19 protein-coding genes are annotated in these 22,393 nt (G+C 62.5%); 15 read left to right on the forward strand and 4 right to left on the reverse strand.

Annotation, left to right across the window (positions count from 1 at the left end; genetic code table 11):
* From mraY to mutT, 14 genes are all read left to right on the forward strand, one after another.
* Positions 1–1,083 carry a phospho-N-acetylmuramoyl-pentapeptide-transferase gene (gene mraY, locus G533_RS0115285; protein ID WP_027950717.1) on the forward strand — a complete coding sequence of 361 codons (1,083 nt, stop codon included), beginning with the start codon at positions 1–3 and terminating at the stop codon, positions 1,081–1,083.
* Positions 1,084–1,102: 19 nt separating this feature from the next.
* Positions 1,103–2,464 carry a UDP-N-acetylmuramoyl-L-alanine--D-glutamate ligase gene (gene murD / locus G533_RS0115290; protein ID WP_027950718.1) on the forward strand — a complete coding sequence of 454 codons (1,362 nt, stop codon included), beginning with the start codon at positions 1,103–1,105 and terminating at the stop codon, positions 2,462–2,464.
* Positions 2,461–3,615: a putative lipid II flippase FtsW gene (gene ftsW / locus G533_RS22250; protein ID WP_051230435.1), complete on the forward strand. Its 1,155-nt coding sequence runs from the start codon at positions 2,461–2,463 to the stop codon at positions 3,613–3,615. Before murD ends, ftsW begins: the two co-directional genes overlap by 4 nt.
* Complete coding sequence (murG, locus tag G533_RS0115300; protein ID WP_027950719.1) at positions 3,612–4,712, forward strand: undecaprenyldiphospho-muramoylpentapeptide beta-N-acetylglucosaminyltransferase; 1,101 nt, start codon at positions 3,612–3,614, stop codon at positions 4,710–4,712. The genes ftsW and murG overlap by 4 nt, the downstream gene beginning before the upstream one ends.
* A complete protein-coding gene (gene murC / locus G533_RS0115305; protein WP_027950720.1) occupies positions 4,705–6,141 on the forward strand; it encodes a UDP-N-acetylmuramate--L-alanine ligase in 1,437 nt (478 codons plus the stop codon). The genes murG and murC overlap by 8 nt, the downstream gene beginning before the upstream one ends.
* Positions 6,138–7,067: a D-alanine--D-alanine ligase gene (locus G533_RS0115310; protein ID WP_027950721.1), complete on the forward strand. Its 930-nt coding sequence runs from the start codon at positions 6,138–6,140 to the stop codon at positions 7,065–7,067. The genes murC and G533_RS0115310 overlap by 4 nt, the downstream gene beginning before the upstream one ends.
* Positions 7,060–7,899: a cell division protein FtsQ/DivIB gene (locus G533_RS0115315; protein WP_051230437.1), complete on the forward strand. Its 840-nt coding sequence runs from the start codon at positions 7,060–7,062 to the stop codon at positions 7,897–7,899. Before G533_RS0115310 ends, G533_RS0115315 begins: the two co-directional genes overlap by 8 nt.
* A gap of 22 nt (positions 7,900–7,921) precedes the next feature.
* The gene (gene ftsA, locus G533_RS0115320) at positions 7,922–9,160 is read left to right on the forward strand and encodes a cell division protein FtsA (protein WP_027950723.1); all 1,239 of its coding nucleotides are present in this window, start codon (positions 7,922–7,924) and stop codon (positions 9,158–9,160) included.
* Positions 9,161–9,222: 62 nt separating this feature from the next.
* The gene (gene ftsZ, locus G533_RS0115325; RefSeq protein WP_027950724.1) at positions 9,223–10,380 is read left to right on the forward strand and encodes a cell division protein FtsZ; all 1,158 of its coding nucleotides are present in this window, start codon (positions 9,223–9,225) and stop codon (positions 10,378–10,380) included.
* Between the two features lie 66 nt (positions 10,381–10,446).
* Positions 10,447–11,358 carry a UDP-3-O-acyl-N-acetylglucosamine deacetylase gene (gene lpxC / locus G533_RS0115330; protein ID WP_027950725.1) on the forward strand — a complete coding sequence of 304 codons (912 nt, stop codon included), beginning with the start codon at positions 10,447–10,449 and terminating at the stop codon, positions 11,356–11,358.
* A 136-nt stretch (positions 11,359–11,494) separates the two neighbouring features.
* Positions 11,495–12,427 (forward strand): M23 family metallopeptidase, encoded by a 933-nt coding sequence (locus G533_RS0115335; RefSeq protein WP_027950726.1) that lies wholly within the window; start codon positions 11,495–11,497, stop codon positions 12,425–12,427.
* A gap of 83 nt (positions 12,428–12,510) precedes the next feature.
* Positions 12,511–15,231 carry a preprotein translocase subunit SecA gene (gene secA, locus G533_RS0115340; protein ID WP_027950727.1) on the forward strand — a complete coding sequence of 907 codons (2,721 nt, stop codon included), beginning with the start codon at positions 12,511–12,513 and terminating at the stop codon, positions 15,229–15,231.
* A gap of 29 nt (positions 15,232–15,260) precedes the next feature.
* Complete coding sequence (argJ, locus tag G533_RS0115345; RefSeq protein WP_027950728.1) at positions 15,261–16,487, forward strand: bifunctional glutamate N-acetyltransferase/amino-acid acetyltransferase ArgJ; 1,227 nt, start codon at positions 15,261–15,263, stop codon at positions 16,485–16,487.
* Positions 16,488–16,901, forward strand: a complete 414-nt coding sequence (gene mutT / locus G533_RS22255) for an 8-oxo-dGTP diphosphatase MutT (RefSeq protein ID WP_051230439.1) — start codon at positions 16,488–16,490, stop codon at positions 16,899–16,901.
* A gap of 26 nt (positions 16,902–16,927) precedes the next feature.
* Here the strand turns inward: mutT and coaE are convergent, their stop codons facing one another.
* Genes coaE through pilB form a run of 4 tightly spaced genes read right to left on the reverse strand, consistent with a single transcriptional unit; the run spans position 16,928 to position 21,412 of the window.
* Positions 16,928–17,566 (reverse strand): dephospho-CoA kinase, encoded by a 639-nt coding sequence (gene coaE / locus G533_RS0115355; RefSeq protein ID WP_338035409.1) that lies wholly within the window; start codon positions 17,564–17,566, stop codon positions 16,928–16,930.
* Positions 17,563–18,429 carry a prepilin peptidase gene (locus tag G533_RS0115360; RefSeq protein ID WP_051230441.1) on the reverse strand — a complete coding sequence of 289 codons (867 nt, stop codon included), beginning with the start codon at positions 18,427–18,429 and terminating at the stop codon, positions 17,563–17,565. The genes coaE and G533_RS0115360 overlap by 4 nt, the downstream gene beginning before the upstream one ends.
* A gap of 12 nt (positions 18,430–18,441) precedes the next feature.
* The gene (locus G533_RS0115365; protein WP_027950731.1) at positions 18,442–19,659 is read right to left on the reverse strand and encodes a type II secretion system F family protein; all 1,218 of its coding nucleotides are present in this window, start codon (positions 19,657–19,659) and stop codon (positions 18,442–18,444) included.
* A gap of 34 nt (positions 19,660–19,693) precedes the next feature.
* The gene (gene pilB / locus G533_RS0115370) at positions 19,694–21,412 is read right to left on the reverse strand and encodes a type IV-A pilus assembly ATPase PilB (RefSeq protein ID WP_027950732.1); all 1,719 of its coding nucleotides are present in this window, start codon (positions 21,410–21,412) and stop codon (positions 19,694–19,696) included.
* Positions 21,413–21,824: 412 nt separating this feature from the next.
* On the opposite strand from pilB, the gene G533_RS0115375 reads away from it, so the two are divergent.
* Positions 21,825–22,274 (forward strand): pilin, encoded by a 450-nt coding sequence (locus G533_RS0115375; RefSeq protein ID WP_027950733.1) that lies wholly within the window; start codon positions 21,825–21,827, stop codon positions 22,272–22,274.
* Positions 22,275–22,393: the final 119 nt, after the last annotated feature.

Genomic DNA, 22,393 nt, shown 5'->3' on the forward strand with positions numbered 1-22,393 from the left:
ATGCTGTTATTTCTGGCCGAATACCTGACCCACTTTGCCGGCGGCTTCCAGGTCTTCCAGTACCTCACGCTGCGCAGCATTCTTGCGGCCGGCACAGCGCTGGCTATTTCCCTGTTGGTGGGCCCCGCCATGATCCGGCGGCTCAATTTCTATCAGGTCGGGCAGTCCGTGCGCAGTGACGGGCCGCAGTCACACCTCAGTAAATCCGGCACCCCGACCATGGGCGGTGCCCTCATTCTGATCGCCATCGGTATCAGCAGCCTGCTGTGGTCGGATCTGCGCAATCCGTATATCTGGGTGGCGCTGGGCGTAACCGCGGTATTCGGTGCGGTTGGCTGGGTAGACGACTACCGCAAGGTGGTCGCGCGTGATTCACGCGGCCTGCCCGCGCGCTGGAAATATTTCTGGCAATCGCTGGCCGGCCTTGCGGCGGCCCTCTATCTCTATCTTGCTTTCGATACTCCGGTGACCACCGAGCTGTACATCCCCTTCTTCAAGGACTTTGCCTGGAGTATGGGCCCGCTGTTCATCCTGCTCACCTATTTCGTCATTGTGGGGGCGAGCAACGCGGTCAACCTGACTGATGGGCTGGATGGTCTGGCGATTCTGCCCACTGTGATGGTGGGGTCAGCGCTGGGGATCATTGCCTACCTCACCGGCAACGTGAACTTCGCCGACTACCTGCATATTCCCTATGTCGCAGGTAGCGGTGAGCTGGCCGTATTCTGCGGTGCCATCGCCGGTTCCGGCCTGGGCTTTCTCTGGTTCAACACCTATCCCGCACAGGTGTTCATGGGTGATGTGGGTGCCCTGGCACTGGGTGCGGCGTTGGGTACCGTCGCTGTTATCACCCGCCACGAAATCGTGTTCTTCATCATGGGCGGCATCTTCGTGCTGGAGACAGTCTCCGTGATTCTGCAGGTGGCGTCGTTCAAGTTGACCGGCCGGCGGATTTTTCGCATGGCGCCCATACACCACCACTTTGAACTCAAGGGCTGGCCGGAACCGCGGGTCATCGTTCGGTTCTGGATTATCACAGTCATGCTGGTCCTGTTCGGGCTGGCGACGTTGAAACTGCGCTAGGCAAGGAGAGAGCGGAGCAATGACACAGGGGCTTATAGCAAGCAGCGGCGACGAGGTGGTTTTCGGCCTCGGCGCTACAGGCTTGTCCTGTGCGCGCTTTCTGCACCGCAACGGTCGGCGTTTCGTGGTGATTGATACCCGTGACAATCCGCCCGAGCTGGCTGTGCTGCAGCGCGAAATGCCCGAGGTGCCCGTGTTTGCCGGTGCGATCCCCGACGCGGTGGTAGAGCAGGGTGGCGCCTGGGTGGTCAGCCCCGGCATCGCTCTGGATCACCCGGTGGTAACGCGCGCGCTCGCGGCTGGCGCGCAGGTAAGTGGCGATATCGACCTGTTCATGCGCGCAGCCAGTGCGCCCGTGGTGGGCATCACCGGCTCCAACGCCAAATCCACCGTGACGGCACTGCTTGGCGTTATGGCTGCAGAGGCAGGCCTTAACGTGGGCGTGGGCGGTAACCTCGGTGTGCCGGCCCTGGATCTGCTCGCAGCGGAGCGCGAGCTCTACGTGCTGGAGCTGTCCAGCTTCCAGCTGGAACGAGCGGGCAGCCTTGGGCTCGCCGTCGCCACGGTGCTCAATGTGTCGGCAGATCACCTGGATCGTCACGGCAGTCTGCAGCACTACCACCAGGCCAAGCACCGTATTTTCCGCGGTTGCGCACACGCCGTTGTCAATCGCGATGACCCGCTGACGCTGCCGCTGGTTGGCGCGGAGACGGCAGTCTCCAGCTGGCGCATGAAAGAGCCCGAGCTGCACGGCTTTGGTTTGCGCGTAATGGACGGGCAAGAGATGTTGTGCCTGGGCTTCGATGCCCTGTTGGCGGTGAACGAGCTGGGTATGCCGGGTCGCCACAACGTCGCCAACGTCCTCGCCGCGCTTGCGCTGGGCCACGCCGCCGGTTTGCCCATGCCCGCGATGCTGTCGGCAGCGCGTTCCTTCGGGGGGCTGCCACATCGGTGCCAGTTGGTGGCAGAGCGCGCCGGGGTGCGCTTCGTGAATGACTCCAAGGGTACCAATGTGGGCGCGACCGCGGCGGCGCTGCGCGGCTTTGGCGAGGGCGCCCAGGTGGTGCTGATCGCGGGCGGTGTGGGCAAGGGTCAGGACTTCCGGCCCCTGCGGCAGGCGCTGCAGTCAACCGCCAAGGCATTGATCCTGATCGGTGAGGCGGCCGATGAAATCGCGCGCGCCGTGGGTGATCTGCTGCCGGTACAGCGAGCGCAGGATATGGCAGATGCCGTGCGTCTGGCTTCTGACTGTGCCGCGCCGGGTGATGTGGTCTTGCTTTCGCCCGCCTGTGCCAGCTTCGATATGTTCAGCGGCTATCCGGCCCGCGGAGACGCGTTTGCGGCCGCAGCAAAGGGCCTGGACCGGGGAGGTGAGGCATGAGGCTCGCACAACCCGTGACCCTCGCGCTGGACCCGACCCTGTCACTGCTGGCACTGTCACTGTTGCTGGTTGGCCTTGTGGCGATTGGTTCGGCGTCGGTGGAATACGCGGACTGGCACTATCAGGACGCCTGGCAATTGACCCGACGCCACCTCGTTTACATTGTGATTGCAGTGTTGGCCGCGACCGTGGTCTACCGTTTTCCATCCAGTTTCTGGCTGCGAACAGGCTGGATGTGGCTGCTGGTCGGGCTGGCGTTTCTGGTGCTGGTACTGCTGCCCGGCATCGGCAAGGAAGTGAAGGGAGCACAGCGCTGGTTGCCGCTGGGCCCGTTTACCTTTCAGCCATCCGAGTTCGCCAAGCTTACGGTCGTGATCTACATGGCGGGGTACCTGGTGCGCCAGGCGCGTGAGGTGCGTGAGCAGTGGAGTGGCTTCTTCAAGCCCATGGGTGTCCTCGCGCTGGTGGCGTTGCTGCTGCTTGCCGAGCCGGATTTCGGCGCCACGGTCATTGTGGTGGCGACATCGTTTGGCATGTTGTTTCTCGCCGGGATGAAAATCACGCATTTCCTGTCGATTGTGCTGCTGAGCCCGGTAGTGGTCGGTGCTCTGGTCTTTGCCGCGCCCTATCGTATGCAGCGGTTGACCTCGTTCACGGACCCGTGGGCGGACCCGTATGGCAGCGGTTTTCAGCTTATTCAGTCCCTGATCGCCTTTGGGCGCGGTGAATGGCTGGGTGTCGGCTTGGGTAACAGTGTGCAGAAACTGTTTTATCTGCCGGAAGCGCACACGGACTTTGTGTTTTCCATCTGGGCCGAGGAAACCGGTTTCGTGGGAGCTCTCGCCGTCATTCTGCTGTTTACGGCACTCATTGCCCGCATCCTGTGGATTGCGCGACAGGCGGAGGCCGCGGGCCAGCTGTTTGGCGCCTATGTGTGCTACGGCGTGGCTCTGGTGTTTTCCGGTCAGGCTTTCGTGAACATGGGCATGAGCGCCGGGTTGCTGCCCACCAAGGGCCTCACCCTGCCGTTTGTCAGTTATGGCGGCACCAGCCTCATTATCTGCTGCTGCATGCTGGCGCTGGTTCTGCGCGTCGGCAATGAGTTGCCCGCAGCAGCGCCCCGCGCCGCCGGCAGAGGAGGTCGCTCATGAGTGAGGCTCCTCTCGTGTTGATCATGGCCGGTGGTACCGGAGGTCATGTGTATCCGGCGCTCGCCGTGGCCGACACCCTGCGCGAGCGCGGCTACCGGATCGCCTGGACGGGCACGGCGCGCGGACTTGAGGCGCGGGTTGTGCCAGCGGCGGGCTATCCGTTGCACCTGCTGCCTGTGCGCGGTGTGCGCGGCAAGAATGTCGCGGCAACGGCACTCGGCGCCATTCTGCTGCTCTGGTCCTGCCTGCGGGCGGTGTATCTGGTGTGGCGGCTTGCGCCGGCCTGCGTTGTGGGCATGGGCGGCTATGTGGCGGGGCCCGCGGGGCTGGCTGCCTGGCTGTTGCGCAAACCCCTGTTGATTCACGAGCAGAATGCTGTGGCCGGCACCACCAACCGCCTGCTCGCACCGCTGGCCAGCCGGGTGGCTGCCGGTTTCCCCGCGGCCTTCCCGCGTGAGCGGGCGGTGGCCGTGGTGGGTAACCCGGTGCGTGGGGCGCTGTTGCAAGCGGCAAACGAACAGTTGTGGGATTACCACGGGCAGCGTCCGCTGCAGGTGCTGGTGCTGGGTGGCAGTCTGGGTGCGCAGCCGCTGAATAACCTGATGCCCGAAGTGTTGCGGCATGTGCGCAAGCGCCTGGGTGAAGACGCCGTGCGGGTGTGGCACCAGTCCGGGCAGGCGCACGTGGAGACCCTGCGCGCCGACTATGGTGTGCAACTCGACGAGCGCATCGAAGTCAGCGCCTTTATTGAAGATATGGCGGCAGCTTATGCCTGGGCTGATGTGGTGATCTGCCGTGCCGGGGCACTGACCGTGGCCGAGCTCGCGATCATGGGGCGCCCCTCGCTGCTGATTCCACTGCCTCATGCCATCGACGACCACCAGACTGCCAATGCGCGTGCGCTGTCCGATCGCGGCGCGGCGCTGATGCTGCGCCAGGCAGAGCTCTCCGCCAAGGAAGTCGCCGCTACGCTGGCTGGCTACATCACCAATCCCAGGCGTCTCGCGGCGATGGCGGCAGCGGCCTCGGCCGCTGCACAGCCGCACGCGACGGCGCAAGTCGCCGACCTGTGTGAGGAGCTGATTCGCCATGACTGAACGCAGCGCCTATGCGGTACCCGAAATGCGTCGTATCCGCAGGATCCACATGATCGGTGTGGGCGGCACGGGGATGAGCGGGATTGCCGAAGTGCTGGTTAACCTGGGGTATCAGGTGTCCGGCTCTGACCTGCGTCCCAGTTCGGTGACTGCGCGGCTGCAGCAGCTGGGTATCGAGGTATTTATCGGACACGCTGCTGAGCACGTGCGCGATGCCGATGTGGTGGTCAGTTCCAGCGCCGTGCGTGCGGACAACCCGGAAGTTGTGGCCGCACGCGGCGCTCGCGTACCGGTGGTGCCGCGCGCCGAGATGCTCGCGGAACTCATGCGTTATCGCCACGGCATCGCGGTGGCGGGCACGCACGGTAAAACCACCACCACCAGCCTGATCGCCGCGGTGTTTGCCGAAGCGGGGCTGGACCCGACTTTTGTCATTGGTGGCCTGGTGAACTCCGCCGGTAGCAACGCCCAGCTGGGCGCGAGCCGTTTCCTGGTGGCAGAGGCCGACGAAAGCGATGCCTCGTTCCTGCACCTGCAGCCCATGGTCACTGTGGTGACAAATATTGAAGCCGACCACATGGAAACCTACGGCGGTGACTTTGCCACCCTGCGCGGTACCTTCCTGGAGTTCCTGCACAACCTGCCTTTCTACGGCCTGGCAGTCATGTGCATCGACGACCCCGTGGTCGCCGGGATGCTGCCGGATCTGTCGCGCCAGTTCCTGACCTATGGTTTTGACGACGCGGCAGACTACCGCATTACCAACGTGCGCAAGCTGGGCCTGACGACTGAGTTTACCGTGTTGCGTCCCGGTGATTTGCCGCCGCTGCCAGTGCAGCTGAATATGCCCGGCGAGCACAATGTGCAGAACGCAACCGCAGCGATCGCTGTGGCCTGTGATGAAGGCGTGGATGATGCGGCCATCCAGCGCGGGCTGGCAGGCTTTGCCGGCGTTGGGCGCCGCTTCAGTGTGCTCGGCGACCTGCAGATTGCGCAGGGCAGCGTGCTGCTGGTGGATGATTATGGCCATCACCCCACGGAAGTGCGCGCCACGCTGGAGTCCGCGCGCCAGGCCTGGCCAGAGCGTCGCGTGGTCATGGTTTACCAGCCGCACCGCTATTCGCGTACGCGCGACCTGTATGAGGATTTTGTCGCGGTGCTCTCGCGCTGTGATGCGCTGTTGTTGCTGGACGTCTACCCGGCGGGCGAAGAGCCCATCTCCGGCGCAGACAGCCGCAGCCTGACCCGCAGTATCCGCCAGCGCGGGCAGGTAGAACCGGTGTTTGTGGAAAGTATTGAGGAAGTGGCACAGGTGCTCGGCGGTATTCTTCGCGACGGTGACGTTGTGCTCACCCAGGGCGCTGGCAACATCGCGCGGCTGGCTCAGGACCTGCTGGCCCTGGGTAACCTGGCGGAGGTGCGCGCATGAGCTGGCAGCAAGCGAGTGCTGGCACCGTGGCGGTGCTTCTGGGTGGGCGCTCTGCCGAGCGCGACGTATCGCTGCAGAGCGGTGCGACGATTGTCACTGCCCTGCGTGCACTGGGCTGTGAGGTGCGCGAGGTGGACCCTGCAGTGCCCGGATGGGTGACACAGCTGGACAACGTGACCTTTGCCTTCAATGCCCTGCACGGGCCGGGTGGTGAGGACGGTGTGATCCAGGGTGCGCTGGAAACCCTACAGATTCCCTATTCCGGCTCCGGCGTCCTGGGCTCTGCGCTGGCCATGGACAAACAGCGCAGCAAGCTGCTCTGGCAGGGTGTTGGCGTCAGCACCGGCGGCTTTGTGATGCTCGACGCACACAGCGATTGGGAGGCGGTGATAGCGCGCTTCGGCAAGGTATTTGTCAAGCCGGCCTGTGAAGGTTCCAGCGTTGGCATGGCGCCGGCCGCGTCTGCGGAGGCGCTCGCCGGGGCATGGCAGAAGGCCTCCGCGTTTGGCGGCACCGTGCTGGCGGAGCAGTTTATCCAGGGCCCCGAATACACCGTGGCGGTGCTCGGTGAGAGCACGCTGCCGTCGATCCGCATGGAAACCGATCGCGAGTTCTACGACTACGAGGCGAAGTATCTGTCGGACGAAACGCGCTACCACTGTCCCAGTGGCCTGAGCGCCGCGGATGAAGCAGAAGCGGGCGCTCTGGCGCTGGCGGCGTTCCGCAGCCTCGGCTGCTCTGTGTGGGGCCGCGTGGATCTGATGCGCGACAGCGATGGGCGGTTCTATGTGTTGGAAGTCAACACCATTCCCGGCATGACCTCGCACAGCCTGGTGCCGATGGCCGCGCGCGCGGTGGGCATGTCCATCGAAGCGCTGGTACAGCGCATTGTCGAATTGAGCTGGGAGGGCCGTGCGCATGGTTGAGCCGCGCAAGGCAGCGACCACACGGCGCCGCAGTTCAGCAGGGGCGACACGCCGGCGGCCCGCGCGTGCGCCGCGTCCGCGCGTGCAGCCGGGCCTGCGCCTGCTCGACGGCTGGGTCAACCGCCTGCTGGTCCTGCTCGCCACCGGTGTGGTGTGTGTGGTCGGCCTGCGTGGATGGATTGCCCTGCAGGAGATACCGGTGCAGCGCATCGCGGTGACCGGTTCGCTGCACCGCACCCAGACCGAGGTGGTGCAGGACATGGTCCAGCCCGCTCTGGTGGGCGGGTTCCTGAGCGCGAACCTGGACGAGGTACGCGCCCGGCTGCAGGACCTGCCCTGGATCTATCGGGTCAGTGTGCGCCGGCGCTGGCCCAGCACCCTGGAGATCAGTGTGCAGGAGCAGTTGCCCATCGCCCGTTGGGGGCAGGGGGGCTTTTTGAATCACGAGGGTGAGGTATTCCAGTCTGCCAGCGTGACAGGTGAAGACTCGCTGCCGCGACTCGAGGGCCCGCCGGGCTCAGCGCGCGAGCTGATCGTCAACTACCAGCAGCTGGGTGACCTGCTGCAACCGATGGGGCTGGTGCTGCACGCCCTGTCACTCGACGATCGCGGGCATCTGAGCGCCGAGCTTGATAGCGGCACACGACTGGCTCTGGGTAACGTGGATTTTGCCGATCGCCTCGAGCGGTTTGCAACGGTCTACCACCGCGAGCTGGCGGCGCGCTGGAGCGAAGTGGAGCGGGTGGACCTGCGCTACGAGAGCGGACTGGCGGTGGCGTTCCGCGAGCCGGAAGCAGAAGCCGCGCAACTGGCCAGTGTGGTCGATAAATAATTCAGTGGGGAGTGTCACTGCCATGGGCAGCGTTCAGGACAAAAGGATGATCGTAGGGCTGGATATCGGCACATCCAAGGTGGTGGCCCTGGTAGGGGAGATCGGCGCTGAAGGTGGGCTGGAAGTCGTGGGCATCGGCTCTCATCCGTCCAAGGGCATGAAGAAGGGCGTGATCGTCAATATCGAGTCAACCGTGCAGTCCATTCAGCGCGCCGTGGAAGAGGCGGAGCTGATGGCGGGTTGCCAGATTCACTCGGTGTACGTGGGCATCGCCGGCAGTCACATCCGCAGCCTGAACTCGCACGGCATTGTGGCAATTCGCGATCGTGAGGTGCAGCCGCCCGACCTCGAGCGGGTGCTGGACGCGGCGCAAGCAGTAGCCATTCCCGCCGACCAGAAGGTGCTGCACATCCTGCCCCAGGAATACGTCATCGATAACCAGGAGGGCGTCAAGGAACCCCTGGGCATGTCCGGCGTGCGCCTCGAGGCCAAGGTGCACCTTGTGACCTGTGCGGTGAATGCGGCACAGAACATCGAAAAATGCATTCGGCGCTGTGGCCTGGAAGTGGAAGAGGTGATTCTCGAGCAGCTGGCTTCCAGCTACTCCGTGCTGACGGAAGACGAGCGCGAGCTGGGCGTGTGCCTGGTGGACATAGGCGGCGGCACCACAGACATCGCCATCTTCACAGAAGGGTCCATTCGCCACACCGGCGTAATCCCCATTGCCGGTGACCAGGTCACCAACGATATCGCCACCGCGCTGCGCACGCCCACGCAGCACGCTGAAGAGATCAAGATCAAGTATGCCTGCGCCCTGACGCAGCTCGCCGGCCCGGACGAAACCATCAAGGTGCCGAGTGTGGGCGACCGCCCGCCGCGGGACCTCTCCCGGCAGTCGCTGGCCGAGGTGGTGGAGCCACGTTACGACGAGCTGTTCACGCTGATCCAGGGCGAACTGCGCCGCAGTGGCTACGAAGAAGCCATTAGGGCCGGTGTTGTGCTCACCGGTGGCACCTCGAAGATGGAAGGTGTGGTTGAACTGGCCGAAGAGATTTTTCATATGCCGGTGCGGGTGGGTTACCCGCAGTCGGTGAAGGGATTGAACGACATTGTGCGCAACCCGATCTACTCCACCGGGGTAGGCCTGTTGCAGTACGGGCAGAAGCAGGCGGGAGAGCGCGCCGGCAGTGCCCAGCGCAGCGCGGCCAGCGGCGAGGGCCTGGTGGCCCGTCTGCGCAACTGGATCCAGAGCAATTTCTAGAATTTTTTGCGGTAAACCGTCACGCCACGGCGTGGCAACATAAAGGAAAGGGGAGAAACGCTATGTTTGAACTTATCGACAACGTACCACAGAACGCGGTCATCAAGGTCATTGGTGTTGGCGGTGGCGGCGGCAACGCGGTCAAGCACATGATCGAGAATTCCGTGGAAGGTGTGGATTTCATCTGTGCCAATACCGACGCGCAGGCGCTGTCGGACATCCGTTCGAAGACCGTGCTGCAGTTGGGCGGTGCTATCACCAAGGGGCTCGGTGCCGGCGCGAACCCGGAAATCGGGCGCGCTGCAGCGCTTGAGGACCGCGAGCGCATTGCCGATGCCCTGCGCGGAGCCGACATGGTGTTTATCACCGCCGGCATGGGCGGCGGTACCGGCACGGGCGGTGCACCGATTGTGGCCGAAGTGGCCCGTGAGATGGGTATTCTCACGGTTGCTGTAGTCACCCGGCCGTTCCCGTTCGAGGGCAAGAAGCGCCTGGCGATTGCGCTGGACGGGGTGCAGGAATTGCAGCAACACGTTGATTCTTTGATCACCATTCCCAACGAAAAGTTGCTGGAAGTGCTCGGAAAAAGTACCAGTTTATTGGATGCCTTCAAAGAAGCGAATGATGTATTGTTGGGCGCAGTTCAGGGTATCGCTGATCTGATTATCCGCCCCGGCATGATCAACGTGGATTTTGCCGACGTGCGCACGGTCATGTCCGAGATGGGTATGGCGATGATGGGTACCGGCTCTGCCCGCGGTGAAAACCGGGCCCGGGAAGCAGCGGAACGCGCCATCAACAGCCCGCTGCTGGACGATATCGATCTGCGCGGGGCGCGCGGTATCCTGGTGAATATTACGGCAGGCCTCGATTTGTCGCTCGGTGAGTTTTCCGAAGTTGGCGACACAATCGAGGAATTTGCGTCGGATGACGCCACAGTAGTGGTCGGCACCGTGATTGATCCGAACATGACCGACGAGCTTAAAGTGACGGTTGTGGCGACGGGTCTGGGCAGCGAGGTGGCGCGAGCGGCACCGCTGCAGGTGGTGAATTCGGCTCCACGCGCGGCTGTTGCAGCGGCGGATGAAGAGCCCGATTACCGCGATCTGGAGCGGCCGACCAAGATGCGTCGCGCCATGTCTGCCGGTGGCGAGGCCGCGGCGATGGCGAGCGACGATTATTTTGACATCCCCGCATTTTTGCGGCGCCAGGCGGACTAGCGAGGCAGGATCGACACACCGATCGGCTGCCTCGGTGGGTTCGGGGCAGAGGAGATGGGTGAAGGCATGATTCGACAGCGCACATTACGCAACGCCATCAAGGCAACAGGTGTTGGCTTGCACACGGGCGAAAAGGTGTACCTCACCCTCTCGCCCGCGCCAGTGGACGCCGGGATTGTATTCCGCCGGGTGGATCTCGACCCGGTGGTGGAAATTCCGGCCCGCGCGGAAAATGTGCGGGAAACCACGCTGTCTACCACCCTGATCGCCAATGGCGAGAAGGTGTCGACGGTCGAGCATCTGATGTCAGCCATGGCGGGGCTGGGTATCGATAACGCGTTCGTCGATGTCAGTGCGTCGGAAGTGCCTATCATGGATGGCAGTGCGGGCCCGTTTGTATTCCTCATCCAGTCCGCGGGGATCGAGGAGCAACCGGCGGCGAAGAAATTCATCCGCATCAAGCGTCCGGTCACGGTGGAAGACGGGGACAAGACAGCCAGCTTTCTCCCCTTTGATGGCTTCAAGGTCTCGTTTTCCATCGAGTTCGATCATCCCGTGTTCCGCGAGCGCTCGCCGCATGCGGAAATTGATTTTTCCAGCACTTCGTTCGTCAAGGAAGTCAGCCGTGCGCGCACTTTCGGCTTCATGCACGAAATCGAGTATCTGCGCTCCCAGGGCCTGGCCCGTGGCGGTAGCGTGGACAACGCGATCGTGGTGGATGAATACCGCATCCTGAACCAGGACGGCTTGCGCTACGATGATGAATTCGTGAAGCACAAGATTCTCGACGCCATCGGTGACGTCTACCTGCTCGGCTACAGTGTTATCGGCGAGTATCGGGCGCACAAGTCCGGCCACGCACTCAACAATGCCTCCCTGCGCGCCCTGATCGCCCAGCCGGATGCCTGGGAAATGGTGACCTTCGAAGACGAAGCGACGGCCCCCATCTCCTTCTCCCTGAGTCCTGCTGCGGCCTGATAGTCTGCCAGCCCGTAGGGACCTTGCTGCGGGGCGCTGTCACTGCCGCCCCCAGTGCCTGACGCGGAAATTGTCATTGGTAATATTCCCGTGACTATGGCACACTCGCGCGTCAGTTCATTGCAACCGGTTGCCAATGAAAGTCATTCTGATAAGCCGCAAGCACGGCGGGTCCCGCTCCCTGGAGTTGGGTCGCTGGTCCCGTGCCCTGCTGTCCCTGTGCTGTCTGGGGCTGCCGCTGGGTATGGTTGCGCTCGGGTACTTTGTGGGCCAGGAGACGCAGGCGCGCGATGTGCGCGACAACTCCCTGGACAGCCTGCAGGACGAACTCGCCACCCAATCCACTGAACTCGAAGGGCTTCGGTTAGAGGCCGAGCGCAAGCTGCAGGCCATGACCCTGAGCCTTGCCGAGCTGCAGGCGCGCATGACACGCCTCGACGCGCTGGGCGAGCACCTCACCGTCATGGCCGACCTGCAGGACGGTGAGTTCGATTTCAGCCAGCCGCCCGCCGTGGGTGGTCCTCTGGCCGCAGACTTCAGCGTGGAGTACTTGGCGCCCGATCTGACGGGCGAGCTGCAACATTTTGCCGAGCGTCTGACAGAGCGCGAGCAGCAGTTGGAGATACTCGAGTCGCTGCTGACCCATCGCAAGCTGGACGACGAAGCCTGGGTTTCCGGTCGACCAGTGGAGAAAGGCTGGGTGTCTTCCGGCTTTGGCGTGCGCACAGACCCCTTTTCCGGCAAGCGCTCCGCGCATTACGGTATCGACTATGCGGGCAAGGCCGGCTCTAATGTGATCGCCGTAGCCGGTGGCGTCGTGACCTTTGCCGGTAACGACAGCAACGGCTACGGGATGCTGGTCGAGGTCTCTCACGGCGATGGTCTGCTAACGCGCTACGCACACAATCAATCCAACCTGGTTGAGCCTGGCGATCTTGTGCGCAAGGGGCAGGCTGTCGCCCTCATGGGTTCCAGTGGCCGCGCCACGGGGCCGCATGTGCACTTCGAGGTCTACAAACACGGCCGCCCGGTCGACCCCTCCAGCTACGTGCATCGCACCCGACGCTGAATTTTCACCACCGCTGAATTTGTTCCCCGCCGGGTGTTGAGCCGGGTGGGTGATGCCCTGATGTCTAACGCAGTGATTTCCTAATGATTACGACTACGATGAAGAAAATCTTCGGCACCCGCAATGACCGGGAGCTGAAGCGCATGGGCAAGATCGTCCGCCAGATCAATGCACTGGAAGAAAGCATGCAGGCACTGGACGATGCGGCGCTGGCGGCAAAAACTGCCGAATTCCGCCAGCGGCTGGCGGACGGTGCCACCCTGGACAAGATCCTGCCGGAGGCGTTTGCCGTGGCCCGCGAGGCCAGCCAGCGCACCTTGGGCATGCGGCACTTTGATGTCCAGCTCATCGGTGGCATGGCTCTGCACGAAGGCAAAATTGCGGAAATGGGTACGGGTGAGGGTAAGACGCTCGTGGCCACGCTGCCGGCCTATCTCAACGCGCTGTCCGGCAACAGCGTGCACCTGATTACCGTCAACGACTATCTCGCCGGGCGCGATGCGGCATGGATGGCACCGTTGTACCGTTTCCTCGGCGTGTCGGTCGGCGTGGTGCGTTCCGGCCAGAGTCAGGAGCAGAAACGTGACGCCTACCACGCGGACATCATCCACGGCACCAACAACGAATTCGGTTTCGATTACTTGCGGGATAACATGGCCTTTCGCCTCGAGGACAAACTCCAGGGTGACTTGAGCTTTGCCATTGTCGACGAAGTGGACTCCATCCTGATTGACGAGGCGCGGACGCCGCTGGTGATCTCCGGCGCCTCCGAAGACAGCTCGGTGCTCTATCAGCGCATTAACAAGCTCATTCCCCTGCTCAAGCGAGATACCGAAGGAGAGGAAGGCCATTTCACGGTCGATGAGAAACAGCGCCAGATCGAGCTGACCGAGGGGGGGCACGAGTACGTGGAGGAGCTGCTGACCGGCGAGGGCCTGTTGCAGGAGGGCGACAGCCTGTATGCCGCCACCAACCTCAACCTGTTGCACCACGTGTATTCGGGGCTGCGCGCGCATGCCTTGTTCCACCGCGATGTCGAGTACATTGTGCAGGGTGATCAGGTGGTGCTGATCGACGAGCATACCGGGCGCACCATGGCCGGTCGCAGGCTGTCCGAAGGTCTGCACCAGGCCATTGAGGCCAAGGAAGGGGTGCGCATCCAGAACGAGAGCCAGACCCTGGCCTCGACCACCTTCCAGAATTACTTCCGTCTATACAAGAAGCTGGCGGGCATGACCGGCACAGCGGATACCGAGGCGTTTGAGTTCCGCCAGATCTACGGTCTGGATGTGTTGGTGATTCCCACCAACAAGCCGCGTCAGCGCAAGGACCTGAACGACCTCGTGTACCTCACGCGCGCGGAAAAATTCGACGCCATTGTCACCGACGTGAAGGATTGCATCGAGCAGGGCGCGCCCGTGCTGGTGGGTACCGCATCGGTGGAAACCTCAGAGGAGCTGTCCCAGCGCTTTCGCACCGCGAAGATTCCGCACAAGGTGTTGAACGCCAAGTACCACGAGCAGGAAGCGGAGATTATCGCCCAAGCCGGGCGGCCCGGTGTGGTAACGATCGCCACCAATATGGCCGGTCGCGGCACCGACATCGTGCTGGGTGGCAGCCTTGAGGCTGAGCTCGAAGCGCTGGACGAGGTGTCCGAGGCGCAGCGCGCGGAATTGACGGCCGCCTGGCGTGAGCGGCATGAGGCCGTGCTGGCGGCGGGTGGCCTGCATATCCTGGGTACCGAACGGCATGAATCGCGGCGCATCGACAACCAGCTGCGTGGCCGTGCCGGCCGTCAGGGTGACCCGGGGCTGTCGCGATTCTACCTGTCACTGGAAGACAATCTCATGCGCATTTTCGCCTCCGACCGGGTGAAAGGCTTCATGCAGAAATTGGGTATGGAGAAAGGCGAGGCGATTGAGCATCGCATGGTCACCAACGCCATTGAGAAAGCGCAGCGCAAGGTGGAAGGCCGCAACTTCGACATCCGCAAGCAACTGCTGGAATATGACGACGTCGCCAATGACCAGCGCCAGATCATCTACCAGCAGCGCAATGAGTTGCTCAGCGAAGCCGATATCGCCGAGACCATCACCGCCATCCGCGAGGATGTAGTGAACGAGGCGATCTCCAGCTATATCCCGCCGATGAGTGTGGAGGAGCAGTGGGACGTGCCCGGGCTTGAGCGGCAGCTGGAGGCGGAGTTTGCCGTGACCCTGCCGGTGCAGGCCTGGCTGGACGAGGATGACAGCCTCCACGAAGAGGCGCTGCGTGAAAAGATCGTCGCTGCGGTGCAGGCCGCCTACGACGCCAAGAGTGCGGACGTGGGCCCGCCCATGCGCAAGATCGAGAAGCAGATCATGCTGCAGGTGCTCGACACCCTGTGGAAGGACCACCTCGCGACCATGGATCACCTGCGCCAGGGTATTCACCTGCGCGCCTACGCGCAGAAGAATCCCAAGCAGGAGTATAAGCGGGAATCCTTCGCCCTGTTCGAGCAGCTGCTGCAGAACCTCAAGTACGAGGTGGTGAAGTTCCTGAGCCACGTGCAAATCCAGCACCAGGATGAATCGGCGTTGATTGAGGCGCGGCGGCGCGAAGCAGCGGAGCGCGAAAAGCTGGCCTTCCAGCACGCTGCGGCCTCCGCCATGGCCGAGGAGGCGCTGGCCAGTGCTTCAGCCGAGCCGGCACCCGCTGAAACGCCACAAACCTTCACCCGTGAGCAGCCCAAGGTGGGGCGCAACGAACCCTGCCCCTGCGGCAGCGGGAAAAAGTTCAAGCAATGCCATGGGCGCATTGATTAACGCAGGCAGCGTAGCGGGAGAAAACGCGTATGGCGGTGGGTGAAGCAAACCTCGGTGAATTGCTGCCGGTCGCGGGCTTGCGCCTGGCCACGGTGTCGGCCGGCATCAAGAAACCCGGGCGCAGGGATGTTGTGCTGATGGGGTTGACGCCTGGCAGTCATGTCGCCGGCGTGTTTACCCGCAACGCATTCTGTGCGGCACCGGTGGTGGTGGCCAGGGCGTACCTCGCGGCCAGCCAGCAACAGCCCGCCTACCTGCTGGTGAATACCGGCAATGCCAATGCGGGCACCGGCGAGCCCGGCCTGGCGGACGCGCGGCGCTGTGCCGCGGCCGTTGCCGAACTTTCCGGGGTGCCCAGTGAAGCGGTATTGCCATTCTCCACCGGCGTGATCGGTGAGCCGCTGCCGGTGCAGAAGATTGTGGATGTGTTGCCACAGGCGCTGGCCGAACTGCGTGAAGACGGCTGGCTCGATGCGGCGCACGGCATCATGACCACGGACACCCGGCCCAAGGCTTGCTCGGTGCGTTTCAGCTGTAACGGACGTAGCCATGTACTCACGGGTATTGCCAAGGGCGCGGGCATGCTGCGGCCCAACATGGCCACCATGTTGGCCTATCTGGCCACGGATGCGGCGGTAAGCCCGGCATTGCTGCAGACCCTGCTGGCAGAAGCCGTGGACATGTCGTTCAACCGGATAACGGTAGACGGCGACACCTCCACCAACGATGCCTGCATGCTGGTGGCCACCGGCGCGGCCGGCAATACCCTGCTGGAGTCGACCGACGAGCCACTCTATGCCGCGCTGCGCGATGCACTGCAGGAGGCCTGCGTAACGCTGGCACAGGGACTGGTGCGTGACGGCGAGGGCGCCAGCAAATTTGTCACGGTGCAGGTTAACAGTGGTGGCGATGAGCAGGAGTGCCTTGATGTGGCCTTTACCATTGCCCACTCGCCGCTGGTGAAAACCGCCCTGTTTGCCTCCGACCCCAACTGGGGCCGCCTGCTGGCCGCAATCGGCCGCGCCGGGTTGGAGGATCTTGATGTGACGCGTGTGGCCGTCTACCTGAACGATGTGCTGATCGCCGAGCAGGGCTGCCGGGCGGCCAGTTATACCGAGCAGCAGGGCGCCGCTGCCATGGCCGCAGAGGACATCACTATACGTGTTGAACTGCAGCGCGGGCCGGCCGCAGCCACCGTCTGGACCAGCGACTTCTCCTACGACTACGTGCGCATCAATGCGGAGTACCGTACCTGAATGGCGGCAGTGCATGTCGCCGTCGGTGTGCTGCTGGACGAGCAAGGTAATATTCTTATCAGCCGTCGCGCCAGTGCGGCGCACCAGGGCGGGCTGTGGGAGTTCCCGGGCGGCAAGGTCGAGCCCGGGGAATCTGTGGAGCGTGCCCTGGCGCGCGAGTTGCGTGAAGAGCTCGGCATTGGTTTTGCTGCTTCACAGCCTTTGCTGCTGGTACCGTTCAACTACGGCGACAAGGCCGTATTGCTGGATGTGCATCTGGTCACGGAGCTAGCGGGCGAAGCGCGCGGGCTGGAGGGCCAGCCGCTGCGTTGGGTCAGCGCTGATGAATTATCGCGCTATGAGTTTCCTGCAGCCAATACACCGATCGTGTCTGCCGTGCGCCAGCATTTGGCGCACGCCTCCTCAAGCACATAAACTGGTGCATCAGGTCTGGCGCATCATCAGATTCGGCGCGCTTCCTCCGCGCGCTGCAGGAACTCCTTGTGAAGCTCAGCCACTACCCCATCCAGCGCGTCCAGCGGGCCGCTGTTATCAATCACGATGTCCGCCAGCGCCAACCGCTGGTCCCGGGGTAGCTGTGCCGCCATGATGCGCTTGACCTGATCCGCGTCATTGCTGTCGCGCTGCACGGTGCGGGCGAGTTGTACCGCTTCCGGCACATCCACCACCACCACCAGCGATGTCAACGCGCGCTGCGTGGCGGACTCCAGCAGCAGGGGTGAACTGAGCAGGGTATAGGGGCTGCGCGAGGCGGCCAGCTGACGCTGAATTTCCTCACCGATGAGCGGGTGCGTCAGTTGCTCCAGCCATACGCGTTGCGCCGGATCAGCGAACACGATGCGACGCAGGGCTGCGCGGTCCAGGCCGCCATCGGGCTGCAGCAGCTCGGCGCCGAAACGCTCGGCGATCGCCGCCAGTGCCGGTGTGCCCGGCTCGACGACGATGCGTGCCACGATATCGGCATCCACCACGGTAATGCCGTGGCGCGCGAAGCGGTCGGTCACCGCAGTCTTGCCGCTGCCGATACCGCCTGTGATACCCACAATAAAGGCCATGGGCTCTCCGCTAACCTGCGTCACGGTTGCAGCCCGTTGGCACCCAGCCAGGCGGCGAGAATGGGCTCGCCCCAGATCAGCGCCAGCCAGCCCGCGGCCGCCAGATAAGGGCCGAAGGGCATGGGGATGTCGCGCCCACGCCGTTTTACCACAATGAGCACAATGCCAACCGCGGCGCCCACCAGAGAGGAGAGCAACACCACCAGCGGTATTGCCTGCCAGCCGAGCCAGGCGCCCAGCGCAGCGAGCAACTTGAAGTCGCCATAGCCCATGCCTTCCTTGCCCGTGGCCAGCTTGAACAGCCAGTACACGCTCCACAGAATGCCGTAGCCCGCCATGGCGCCGAGGACAGCGTCCGCGATGGGCACGAACGTGCCCTGGAGGTTGAACGCGAGGCCCAGCCAGAGCAGCGGCAGGGTAATGTCATCGGGCAGCAGCTGGGTGTCGAAGTCGATGAGGGTGAGGCTTATCAGCGCCCAGGTCAGCAGCACAGCGCCGGCCAGCTGCAGCGTGGGGCCATAGTGCAGGCCCAGCCACAGGGTCGTCAGCCCGGTGACTGCTTCCACGATGGGGTAGCGCGGGGAAATACGTACGCGACACTGGGCGCAGCGCCCGCCGAGCAGCAGGTAACTGACGACCGGTATATTCTGCCAGGGGCGCACGGGCGCCTTGCATTGGGGGCAATGGGAGTTGGGAACTGCCAGGCTGAGGGGCGGGGCCTCGGGTGTGGGTTGCTCCAGCAATTCGCAGCAGTCCCGGCGCCATTGCGCCTGCATCATCAGGGGCAGCCGATACACCACCACATTGAGAAAGCTGCCGACGACCAGCCCGAACAGCAGCAGGCAGGTGGCCAGCCACCCGGGCTGCTCAAGGAAGACGTCAAGCACGCGGCGATGTCCTCAGATGACCGAGCCCAGCATAAAGATCGGCAGGTACATGGCGATCATGAGTCCGCCCACCAGTACGCCGAGTACCGACATGATGATCGGCTCCATCAGAGAGCTCAGGCTGTCCACCGCATTATCAACCGCTTCTTCATAGTGCTGTGCAACCTTGTCCAGCATGTCATCGAGGGCGCCGGACTCCTCGCCAATGGATACCATCTGCAGGAGCATGTTGGGAAACAGGCCGGTAGCGCGGATGGCCTGGTAGAGCGTGGTACCGGTAGTAACGTCATCGCGGATTTGCAAGATAGCCTTGCTGTACACCGAGTTGCCGGCAGCACCGGCTGTGGAGTTCAAGGCATCCACCAGCGGCACGCCCGCGGCGAAGGTTGTGGCCAGTGTGCGCGAGAAGCGGGCCACGACGGCATCGTGTACGATGCCGCCAACCACAGGCAGGCGCAGTGCCAATCGATCCAGTGCTTCGGAAAAAGCCACGGAGCGGTGCTTGGCTTCCTTGAAGCCAAAGCCAGTGGCGACCAGGCCAATGAGGATGATGAACCACCAATCCTGCACAAAATTCGATAGCCCCAGTACCATCAGTGTAAACGCCGGCAAGTCCGATCCGAAACTGCGGAAGGTTTCCGCAAACTGCGGCACGACCTTGATCAACAGGATGGCCGTCACAACAATGGCCACGACCACCACAGCGGTGGGGTAAGTCATGGCCTTCTTGATCTTGGCCTTGAGCTGCTCGGTTTTTTCCTTGTAGGTCGCCACCCGGCTCAGCATCACTTCCAGCGTACCAGAGGCTTCACCCGAGGCCACCAGGCTGCAGAAGAGATCGTCGAACTGCCGTGGATACTTGGCCAGTGAGGGCGCCAGGCCAGAACCGGAGGCCACATCGTTCTTGATGCTGACCACCAGTTCGCGCATGCGCGGCTTGTCCAGGCCCTCGGCAACAATGTCGAAACTCTGCACCAGGGGTACACCCGCCTTCATCATGGTGGCGAGCTGCCGGGTGAAAATGGCAATGTCCGCGGGCTTGATCGGCTTGCCGCTGCCACCGAACAGGGGCTTGGCCTTTTTCTTTACCGTTTTCGGTTTGATACCCTGGGTGCGCAATTGGGCGCGGGCCACCCCGGAACTCTGGGCGGTAATTTCACCCTGCGTGGTGCGTCCGTTGCGATCGACGCCGTTCCACACAAATACGTTTTTTGCCGCGTTGGTTGCCATAGTCTCGTCCGTTCAGCACGTGGTTCCGCAGTTTCTAATCGGTGGTCACCCGGTGTACTTCTTCCAGGCTGGTCATGCCCTTGAGCACCTTGACCAGTGCCGCCTGGTGCAGGTCGTTGAAGCCCTCGGCCCTGGCCTGCTTGTGGATTTCCATGGCATTGCCCTGGGACAGGATCAGCTGGGCGATGGTCGGGGTGACGCGCACTACCTCGTAAATGCCCACCCGACCCTTGTAACCGTCCGTGCAGAGGTCGCAGCCCACGGCGCGGCGAATATCGGCTCCTTCCAGCTGCTCTTCGGTGAAGCCGGCGTTCAGCAGAACCTCAGTGGGCAGCTCGGCCGGGGCACTGCATTCCTTGCACAGGCGGCGGGCAAGACGCTGGGCGATGATCAGGTTGACGGAGGTGGCCAGGTTGAACGAGGGCACCCCCATGTTGAGCAGACGGGTCACGGTTTCCGCGGCGCTGTTGGTGTGCAGGGTGGATAGCACAAGGTGACCTGTCTGCGCTGCCTTGATGGCAATTTCAGCGGTTTCCAGATCGCGGATCTCACCCACCATGATCACGTCCGGGTCCTGGCGCAGGAAAGAGCGCAGGGCTTCGGCGAAGTTGAGCCCCACCTTGGGGTTCACGTGTACCTGATTGACGCCTTCCATATTGATTTCCACCGGGTCTTCCGCGGTGGAAATGTTGCGTTCCGGCTGGTTCAGCAGGTTGATCCCCGTGTACAGCGACACCGTTTTACCCGAGCCGGTGGGGCCGGTGACCAGAATCATGCCCTGCGGTTTGCTCAAGGCGTCCAGGTACATCTGCTTCTGGTCTTCCTCGTAGCCCAGCGCGTCGATACCCATTTGTGCGCTGCTCGGGTCCAGAATACGCAGCACCACCTTTTCGCCAAACAGGGTGGGCAGGGTGTTAACCCGGAAATCGATGGCCCGGTTGCGTGACAGCTTCATCTGAATGCGCCCGTCCTGCGGTACGCGGCGCTCGGAAATGTCCATCTGCGACATGATTTTCAGGCGCGCCGCCATGCGTGCGGACAAATTCTTGGGTGGCTTTACCACCTCGCGCAGAATGCCGTCGGTGCGGAAGCGCACCCGGTAGTTCTTCTCGTAGGGCTCGAAGTGGATATCCGAAGCGCCCTGCTTGATGGCGTCGATCAGCACTTTGTTGATAAAGCGTACGATGGGGGTTTCATCCAGCGCCTCGGACCCTGAATCCTCCTTGCTGCTGTCCTCGCCGCCGGAGATATCGATGTTTTCGAAGTCCTCGGATTCCAGGTCACCCAGGCCTTCGGAGAGATTGTCCTGTGATTCCGTCCACTCGGTAATGACCGTGTTAAGGCTTCGCTCCTCCACCAGGATGGCATCGGTGTTGACGCCGGTGTGGAACTTGATCTCGTCCAGCGCGGCCAGATTGGTGGGGTCGGAGACGGCGATGAACAGGCGGTTGCCGCGGCGAAACAGCGGCAGTGCGTGGTGTTTGGTGACGAGGTTGATATCGACGAGGCCGCTGGGCAAGGAGGCCGTGTTGAAAGCGTGGATGTCGAACAGGGGTACGCCAAACTCATTGGAGGCGACTTCGGCAATTTTGTGGCTGTCCAGGTCGAGCTTGTCAACGAGGTACTTGACCAGCGGCACGCGCTGATAGGTTGCCTCGCGCTGGGCTTCCTTGGCTGCCTCCGCGCTCAGCAGCCCCTCAACGACAAGGCGCCCTGCCAGGCCACTCAGTTGCCCAATTGCTCTCTCGTTCATCCTGCCTGCATCCCTGGGGGTCGCATTATTTTCGTTGACTCTTGCTTAAGTATACCCACAGAAAGTTCATGCTAATACCCTGAATGCGCCGTAAAAGCATGATTTTATATGGATTTTTGCCGATTTCGGCGGTCGGGTTGCGCGTTCGAAGCCAAACCGTGTGCTGCACAATCATGACAAAAATCGTCACATCCGGTCGCTCTATGACCCAAAATGGTCAGGTGGATGCTAAGCTCTCTGCTATTGTTGGTCGAGAAATTCTTTTAAGGTATTGTTTTAACTGTAGAATTTTTCGATTTTATTGGTTTGAATGCATGTGGCACGTTTTATGCTTCAAGCTGGGGGCTACGCGCTCTCCGAGCAAGCGTGCGGACCAAACACCCCGCAGGGGACAGGAGTAAGGAACATGAAAATGCAGAATGTACAAAAGGGTTTCACCCTGATCGAACTGATGATCGTTATCGCGATCGTGGGTATTCTGGCTGCCATCGCGCTGCCGGCGTATCAGGACTATACAGTGCGTGCGAAGATGTCTGAGCCGCTGGCGGCTTTGGCCGAGGCGAAGACTACTATTGCCGAATATTATTCAGCGACCGGTAACCTGCCCTCACTGGCAGCGGCGGGGATCAACTCTAATCCAGACCGAGAGGTTGTTGCATCGATCGTTTACACTAGCCCGGCGGCAGGTCCGCTTTTGACTGCCCGAGTCAAGGCAGCTGTAATTCCCGGAGGTGGTTCGGGAACCGCTCTAGAGTTCTTGCTTTCCGGGACCACACGGTCTGATCGCAGTATTGATTGGAAGTGCAAGCCCCAAACCAGCGGCATCGAGCCTAAGTATTTGCCGGCCAACTGCCGCGGCTAATATTTACCTGAGCACCAAAAGCCCGGCACCGCCGGGCTTTTTTTCGCCCACGGTTTCTGCCTGCCCCCTAAAGCGTTATACACTCCCGTTCCACCGCAGTATGAGAGTGCCACGTGCAA

Source organism: Haliea salexigens DSM 19537 (assembly GCF_000423125.1).
Taxonomy (GTDB): Bacteria; Pseudomonadota; Gammaproteobacteria; order Pseudomonadales; family Halieaceae; genus Haliea; species Haliea salexigens.

Coding starts and splice junctions, on each gene's coding strand:
- mraY (WP_027950717.1), top strand. CDS start 1: ATGCTGTTATTTCTGGCCGAATACCTGACCCACTTTGCCGGCGGCTTC.
- murD (WP_027950718.1), top strand. CDS start 1,103: ATGACACAGGGGCTTATAGCAAGCAGCGGCGACGAGGTGGTTTTCGGC.
- ftsW (WP_051230435.1), top strand. CDS start 2,461: ATGAGGCTCGCACAACCCGTGACCCTCGCGCTGGACCCGACCCTGTCA.
- murG (WP_027950719.1), top strand. CDS start 3,612: ATGAGTGAGGCTCCTCTCGTGTTGATCATGGCCGGTGGTACCGGAGGT.
- murC (WP_027950720.1), top strand. CDS start 4,705: ATGACTGAACGCAGCGCCTATGCGGTACCCGAAATGCGTCGTATCCGC.
- G533_RS0115310 (WP_027950721.1), top strand. CDS start 6,138: ATGAGCTGGCAGCAAGCGAGTGCTGGCACCGTGGCGGTGCTTCTGGGT.
- G533_RS0115315 (WP_051230437.1), top strand. CDS start 7,060: ATGGTTGAGCCGCGCAAGGCAGCGACCACACGGCGCCGCAGTTCAGCA.
- ftsA (WP_027950723.1), top strand. CDS start 7,922: ATGGGCAGCGTTCAGGACAAAAGGATGATCGTAGGGCTGGATATCGGC.
- ftsZ (WP_027950724.1), top strand. CDS start 9,223: ATGTTTGAACTTATCGACAACGTACCACAGAACGCGGTCATCAAGGTC.
- lpxC (WP_027950725.1), top strand. CDS start 10,447: ATGATTCGACAGCGCACATTACGCAACGCCATCAAGGCAACAGGTGTT.
- G533_RS0115335 (WP_027950726.1), top strand. CDS start 11,495: ATGAAAGTCATTCTGATAAGCCGCAAGCACGGCGGGTCCCGCTCCCTG.
- secA (WP_027950727.1), top strand. CDS start 12,511: ATGATTACGACTACGATGAAGAAAATCTTCGGCACCCGCAATGACCGG.
- argJ (WP_027950728.1), top strand. CDS start 15,261: ATGGCGGTGGGTGAAGCAAACCTCGGTGAATTGCTGCCGGTCGCGGGC.
- mutT (WP_051230439.1), top strand. CDS start 16,488: ATGGCGGCAGTGCATGTCGCCGTCGGTGTGCTGCTGGACGAGCAAGGT.
- G533_RS0115365 (WP_027950731.1), bottom strand. CDS start 19,659: ATGGCAACCAACGCGGCAAAAAACGTATTTGTGTGGAACGGCGTCGAT.
- pilB (WP_027950732.1), bottom strand. CDS start 21,412: ATGAACGAGAGAGCAATTGGGCAACTGAGTGGCCTGGCAGGGCGCCTT.
- G533_RS0115375 (WP_027950733.1), top strand. CDS start 21,825: ATGCAGAATGTACAAAAGGGTTTCACCCTGATCGAACTGATGATCGTT.